Source organism: Mesorhizobium sp. M4B.F.Ca.ET.017.02.2.1, from assembly GCF_003998955.1.
GTDB classification, from domain to species: Bacteria; Pseudomonadota; Alphaproteobacteria; order Rhizobiales; family Rhizobiaceae; genus Mesorhizobium; species Mesorhizobium abyssinicae.
In genome coordinates this window covers 1-6,608 of the sequence record NZ_RZOF01000346.1, presented here as the reverse complement: position 1 = coordinate 6,608, position 6,608 = coordinate 1, and the positions used below count along the sequence as shown (strand labels likewise).

At 63.1% G+C, this 6,608-nt stretch carries 6 protein-coding genes and 1 pseudogene; 5 read left to right on the top strand and 2 right to left on the bottom strand.

Going from position 1 to position 6,608, the window contains the following annotated elements; all coding sequences use genetic code 11:
* Both EN738_RS28595 and EN738_RS28590 read left to right on the top strand, forming a co-directional pair.
* A partial coding sequence (locus EN738_RS28595; protein ID WP_127286583.1) for an alpha-glucosidase C-terminal domain-containing protein occupies positions 1–484 on the top strand: 484 nt, incomplete at its 5' end.
* Entirely contained in the window at positions 484–852 is a 369-nt protein-coding gene (locus tag EN738_RS28590) for a hypothetical protein (RefSeq protein ID WP_127286582.1), read from the top strand. The genes EN738_RS28595 and EN738_RS28590, both read left to right, overlap by 1 nt.
* Here the strand turns inward: EN738_RS28590 and EN738_RS28585 are convergent, their stop codons facing one another.
* Complete coding sequence (locus tag EN738_RS28585; protein ID WP_245494792.1) at positions 853–2,673, bottom strand: TadG family pilus assembly protein; 1,821 nt, start codon at positions 2,671–2,673, stop codon at positions 853–855.
* Positions 2,673–3,038 (bottom strand): TadE/TadG family type IV pilus assembly protein, encoded by a 366-nt coding sequence (locus tag EN738_RS28580; protein ID WP_245478389.1) that lies wholly within the window; start codon positions 3,036–3,038, stop codon positions 2,673–2,675. Before EN738_RS28580 ends, EN738_RS28585 begins: the two co-directional genes overlap by 1 nt.
* A 381-nt stretch (positions 3,039–3,419) precedes the next feature.
* On the opposite strand from EN738_RS28580, the gene EN738_RS28575 reads away from it, so the two are divergent.
* The 3 genes and pseudogenes from EN738_RS28575 to EN738_RS28565 form a co-directional block, all read left to right on the top strand.
* Positions 3,420–5,012 (top strand): peptide ABC transporter substrate-binding protein, encoded by a 1,593-nt coding sequence (locus EN738_RS28575; RefSeq protein ID WP_127286580.1) that lies wholly within the window; start codon positions 3,420–3,422, stop codon positions 5,010–5,012.
* Between the two features lie 175 nt (positions 5,013–5,187).
* A complete protein-coding gene (locus EN738_RS28570) occupies positions 5,188–6,111 on the top strand; it encodes an ABC transporter permease subunit (RefSeq protein ID WP_127286579.1) in 924 nt (307 codons plus the stop codon).
* A pseudogene (locus EN738_RS28565) lies at positions 6,104–6,608 on the top strand (ABC transporter permease); the annotation flags it as partial. The gene EN738_RS28570 and the pseudogene EN738_RS28565, both read left to right, overlap by 8 nt.

The window sequence follows — 6,608 nt, the reverse complement described above, 5'->3', positions numbered from 1 at the left end:
CTTCTGGCCAGGCGTCAAGGGCAGGGACGGCTGCCGCACGCCGATGGCCTGGGAAGCCGGCGCCGACAATGGCGGCTTCACCACGGGCAAGCCCTGGCTGCCGCTGCCGGCCAGCCACCGCGCCCGCGCCGTGGATGTCCAGAACGGCGAGGAGGGATCGGTGCTTGCCGCCTACCGGGCGGTGCTTGCCTTGCGCAAGCGGCACCCAGCGCTGGTCAGCGGCTCCATCCGCTTCCTGGATGCCGAAGGCGATGTCCTTGCCTTCGTCCGCGAGGGTGAGGGCGAGAGCCTGGTCTGCGTCTTCAACTTCGCCGACGAGCCGGCAAATTGGGCGTTGCCGCCGGCTTTTGGGCCTGTTGAAGCGATCGATCTCGGCACCGGCGCGGTCATTGCCGAAGACGTATTGTCACTGCCGCCGCTGGGTTGCTTTCTGGGGCGAACCAACTTGGCGGCCAGCCCGTCAACGTCCAACGAGGCTCGGTGATGCTCATCGAATTCACGAACGAAGTTGCGTTCGGGGAGCCACCGCCATCCGTAATTGTATTGTGCACGCTTCGTGAGGTACGAGATCTGTCTTCGAAATTGTTGCTCCGCGATGTTGTCGACATGTCGTCTGGATTCAACGCAGATTTTTCGGGCGGGATATCTGGCTTTCAGGTCACGATTGTCACTGAGAATGAGCACTTAGTGAGGATTCAAGACGGAAAGGTATTGATATCCTTGTCTAAGGAACACGCTGGCGCGATTTCAGCGATGCTTGATCAAATAGATGTGCAAGGCCAGACCATATACGTCGACTTCGATGGCCTGAATCTCTTTGAAGAGGCAAATTTGATTATCTCTGCAATTTGACTACTGCACCAGCACGGAGCGTCCGCAGGTCCCGCCGGTGACCCGGATATCGGCTTCGCCGACATGCACGCCGAGCGCGCCAAGCACGTTGTAGACCAGGCTGTCGACCGGCGCGGTCACGCCGTTCAGCACCGTCACCACCGCCGGCTTCACGGTGCCGAGCAGGGCGGTGACGTCGAGGCCGGCGCCCAGCGCCTTGACCGACAGCGACAGGTTGTTGACCAGCGAGGTGGAGAGCGACTGCGTCAGGTTCTTCGTCGACACGGTCTTCATCGTCTTGGCGGCGATTTCGGTGGCATTGAAGGTCAGGTTCGTCGGCGCCATGTTGGTGACCGAGAACGCCGAAGATCCGTTGATCTGCAGCAGGCTGAGGTTGACCAGCAAGAGCTTGACGCTGACGTCGGCGATTTCGGCGTCGCCGAACGATTGTGGCTTGGTGAAGTCGGCAAAGCCGTTGGCGTTGGTGTCGGCGAGATGCGCGGCGACGACGCCGGGCTGTGCCGCGATCGTGACCTTCAGGCTGTCGGGACGGCCGGTCGGGCAGCTGACGTCGGTGAGCTTCGCTTCGGCATAGGCCACTTCGACATTGAGCGGCAGGTTGACGGCGAGCAGCTTGATGCCGCCGCCCAAATTCACGCCGGCGGTGCCGTTCCCGCTGCCATTGCCGAAGCCGCTGCCATTGTTGCCGTTGCCGATGCCGACGCTGGCATTCAGCTTGATGCGGGTCTGCGCGGTGCGCACCACGGTGCCGGCTTCGCCGACCCGCAGCCAGGGCGAGGATTGCGCCGGCTCGCCGATGGCGATGCTGAGCGTGGTGGAGGTCAGCCCCGGTATTGTGGCACCGAGATTGACCTGGACCTGGTTGGTGCCGTTGGCAAGTGCCGCCGCCGCCGTCACCATGCTCATGGCGCTCGCCGCTACCGTAAGCCCCGCCGGCTTCTGGCCGACGCCGAGGCTGCCGACGGAGCCGAGATCGATGAGGTGGCTGAGCGGGATCTTGACCGTGTTGGTGGCGCCTGCGGCCATCGCCTGCAGCGCCAGCTTGGAGGTGCGGTCAAGCCCCGGGACATTGGCCATAGCGGTGGCGATCTGGCCGATGGTGGCCTTCGAAGCCAGCACGTCCGAATAGCTCACGCCCGTCAGATGCAGCTGCGTCGCCAGCGCGTCGGTGAAGGAGAGCACGTCGACATCGGCCGATATCAGCGCGTTGTAGTCCATCACGCTGAGCGAGATGTTGGTGCCGAGCAGGCCGCCGAGCAGCGCGTTGAGCACGCCGCCATTGAGGCTGGCGAGCCGCGACCCGACCGAGAACGCGGCTTCCGCCTGGGCGCTGGCGGTGGCCGTCGTTCCGATCACCGGCGGCTTCATCATCATCGCGCCGAAATAGAGCGTGCCCTTCTTCTTCAGCGACACCTGCACGGCGTTGTAGGGCAGCTTGCCGGCCTCGAAACGGCTTCCGGCGGCAATCGCGCTGACGCCGGAATAGCGGCCGGGCACCACCTGGACGACCGCCTTGCTGGCCGTCGGCTCGACGGTCGTCCCCTGCTTCTGGACGGCGACCGAGTTGAAGCCGTTGTCCTTCAGCGCAGTCAGCACTGCCTTCTCGGCATTGTTGATATTGGCCGCGGCGGTGATCGCCGCGAGATCGACGATCGACTGCGCCGCGCGGCGCTCGTTGAACAGCGCGCCTTCGTCTACGGCGAAGGCTGTCAGCGCCAGCGCGACCGGCGCGCTCAGCGCCGCCATGACGGCGAAGTTGGCGCGCCTGTCGGCGATCAGCCGGCTGCCCGATCGCAGCATCGCGGCGGCAGCGGCGCGCATCATATGCCCCCGACGCGGATCGTCGATTGGCGCTTGATCGTCATCGATGGCATCGGCAGGCTGTCCAGCAGGTTCCAGATTGGCAGCTCGCGCGCGTCGTAGCTGACCGAAACGACGAACTGGCTGCCGTCGATGGCGCTGTCCTTGGCATCGACCGTCAGCTTGTGCGGGTCGACGAACGGATAGCCGGCGACGTCGTGATTGATGAAATTGGTGACCAGGGCCTGCCGCTCGGTCTGGTTCAGCCCGGCTATCGCCGTTCGCGCCGCGTCGGCGGCGATCTGCTGGACCGAATGGCTGGCTCCGAAATAGATGCCATATGCAACCATGCCGAGCAAAAGCAGGATGAAAAGCGGCGCCAGCATGGCGAATTCGACCGCCGTTGTCCCGACGGCGTCAGCCCGGAAACGAGACCACGAAACACGGCTTTTTGGGTCCTGCAGCATAGGGCGGAGCATGCCAAATCCGCACTGCAAAAACAGAAAACGGATGGAGCAACCGCTAGGTGCAGCAAGTTGAACGCCCTGTTTTTGCTTAAGTCGCCGCTGTTTTAGCGATTGCGCGCTAACTTAGCGTCAAGCGTGCACACAGCACGACTCGGTTGAAATCGGATATCTGTCTGTCTAGTGTCCTGCCACCAGCCGCCGGAAGCGATCGGTGGCACGCCCAAAAGCGACCAAAATTGGTTCAGGGGCGTCAACACGTAATAGGTGTGGCTGAGGGGCCGCGCCGACAGGGAGAACTTCATGCTGAAAAATGTGCTGAAGGCGACGGTGTTCGCCACGACCATGGCCTTGGCCGCGGGCACCTTCTACACGCCGGCTTTCGCCGAGACCGTTTACAACCGCGGATCCGCCGCCGAGGCGGAGACCGTCGATCCGCACAAGACCTCGACGGTCTACGAAGCCGATATCATACGCGACATGTTCCAGGGCCTGGTCATGCATGACCAGAAGACGAACCTCATCCCGGGCGCCGCGGAAAGCTGGACCGTGTCCGACGACGGCACTGTCTACACCTTCAAGCTGCGCAAGGACGGCCTCTGGTCGGATGGCAGCCCGGTGACGGCGGAAGACTTCGTCTATTCGTTCCGTCGGCTGGAAGACCCGGCCACCGCTGCCGAATACGCCTCGATGCTCTATCCGGTGAAGGGCGCTGAGGACTTCAACACCAAGAAGGGCAAGGCAGAGGACATGGGCGTGAAGGCGGTGGACGCCAACACGCTGGAAGTGACGCTGAAGGCGCCGACGCCCTATTTCCTGGAGATGCTGACCCACCAGGCGACCTATCCGGTCAACAAGGCGTCCATAGACAAGCTCGGCGCCGACTGGATCAAGCCGGGCAAGCTGGTTTCCAACGGCGCCTATACGCTGGCCGAATGGGTGCCCAACGACCATCTCAAGCTGGTCAAGAATTCGAAATTCTGGGACGCCGGCACCGTCAAAATGGACGTCGTCAACTACATCCCGACCGAGGATCGCTCATCTGCGATGAAGCGCTTCGAGGCCGGCGAACTCGACAGTTATGGTGACTTGCCGACCGAACAGCTTGCCGATCTCAAGACCAAGTTCGGCGACCAGGTCCGCGTCGGTCCATATCTCGGCACCTACTATTACGCGATCAAGACCGACAAGGCGCCGTGGGACAATGTCGAGCTGCGCAACGCCATCTCGATGGCGATCGATCGCGACTTCCTCGCCGAGAAAGTCTGGCAGAACTCGATGCTGCCCGGCTATTCGATGGTGCCTCCGGGCATCGAGGGCTACACGCCGGCAGTGGCCAAATACGCCGACATGCCGCAGATCGACCGCGAGGACGCTGCCAAGAAGATCCTCGAGAAACTCGGCTATACGCCCGAGCATCCGTTGAAGATGGAGATCCGCTACAACACCTCGGAGAACCACAAGAACACGGCGGTCGCCATCCAGGAGCAGCTGAAGCCGCTCGGCGTGGAGGTGACGCTGCTCAACACCGACACCAAGACCCACTACGGCTTCCTCGAGCAGAAGGGTAACTACGACGTCGCCCGCGCCGCCTGGATCGCCGACTACAAGGATCCGGAAACCTTCCTCGGCATCTCGCGCAAAGCGAGCGGCAACAACTACTCCGACTACAACAGCCCGGCCTATGAGGCCGCAATGGACAAGGCAGCCGCCGCCGGCGGCAAGCCCGAGGAGCGCATGAAGGAGCTGGCCGCGGCGGAGCGCGTCCTCGTCGACGACGTCGGCCAGATCCCGCTTCTCTACTACAGCTTCCACGACATCGTTTCCTCGAAGCTGCATGGCTTCGACGACAATGTGATGGACATCCATCCGTCCCGCTTCATCTCCAAGGACTGACAAGAAACCTTGGCCGTGCCGCCGCTGCCATTTTGGGCAGCGGCGGCCGCGGTCTGTCGTCGTACCGGGCCGAAAGTCGGGTTGGATTTTCGGCAATGCCGGTGCGAAGATCAGAGATGCCGGCGTTGCGGGTCTTCGTTTGGAGAGCCGTCACCCTGGCTGAAGCGGGGCGCCGATGCTGCGTTATGTCTTCCGGCGGCTGTTGACCGCCATCCCGACGCTATTCGTCATCGTGACGCTGGCGTTCTTCCTGATCCGTGTCGCGCCGGGCGGCCCGTTCAACCAGGAGCGGGGACTGAGCCCTGAGATCAGGGCCAATCTCGAAGCTCAGTTCGGGCTGGGCGATCCGCTCTGGCTGCAATATGCCCACTATCTCGGTAACCTTTTGCGCGGCAATTTCGGCCCGAGCTACAACATGCCGGATTTCACCGTCACCGAGCTGTTCGCCAAGGGGCTGCCCATCTCGGTCCAGCTCGGGTCCTCGGCGCTGCTGCTGGCCTTGCTGCTCGGCGGCGTGCTCGGCACCGTCGCCGCGCTCAACCAGAACAAGCTTGGCGACTATGCCGTGATCGCGCTGGCGACGGCCGGCAGCACAATTCCCACTTTCGTCATCGCGCCGGTGATCCAGCTCCTGTTCGGCCTGACCTGGAAGCTCCTGCCGATCGGCGGCTGGGGCGACGGCGCGCTGATCAACAAGGTTGGCCCGGTGCTGACGCTTGCGCTGCCGCAGATCGCGATCGTCGCCCGGCTGATGCGCGGCTCGATGATCGAGAGCTTGCGCTCCCATCACATCCGCACCGCCCGCGCGCTCGGCCTGTCCGACTGGGCGGTGGTGGTCAAGCATGCGCTGCGCGGCGCCATCCTGCCGATCGTCTCCTTCACCGGCCCGGCGGCGGCGGCGCTGCTCACCGGCTCGGTCATCGTCGAGACCATCTTTTCCATTCCGGGCGTCGGCCGCTATTTCGTCGATGCCGCCCTGAACCGCGACTACACGTTGGTCATGGGAACTGTGGTGGTCATCGCCATCTTCACCATCGTCTTCAACCTGATCGTCGATGTCATGTACGCGGTCGTCGACCCGAGGGTGCGCTATGACTGATATCGCAGCCGCAGCCCCCGCAGTCGTTGGCCGCTCGCTCTGGGGCGACGCCTGGGCGCGCCTCAAGGCCAACCGCGCCGCCATGTTCAGCCTCTATTATCTTGCCTTCATCGCGCTGATCAGCGTGTTTGGTCCATCCCTGGTGCCGCACGAATACACCACGATCTACGGCGACTATGTGCGCACGCCGCCGAGCTTCTCGGCATACCCCAAGCCCGACATGATCCAGACCGCATTGACCGACGCCATCAAGCGCATGCGCGTCGACATCAAGGAATGGCACCAGGACGGCAGCCGCGTGATCGTGACGGTCACGTCCAAGAAGCCGATAGACGACCGCTACATCCGCTATCTCGATCGGTCCGACGCCTTCGACGACACAAAGATCGATAGCAAATCGCCCGACGGGCTCGAAGTGACGATGAGTGCCGCCATCAAGCAGCAATATTTCTACTTCGGCACCGACAACACCGGCCGCGATCTGCTGTCGCGCACGC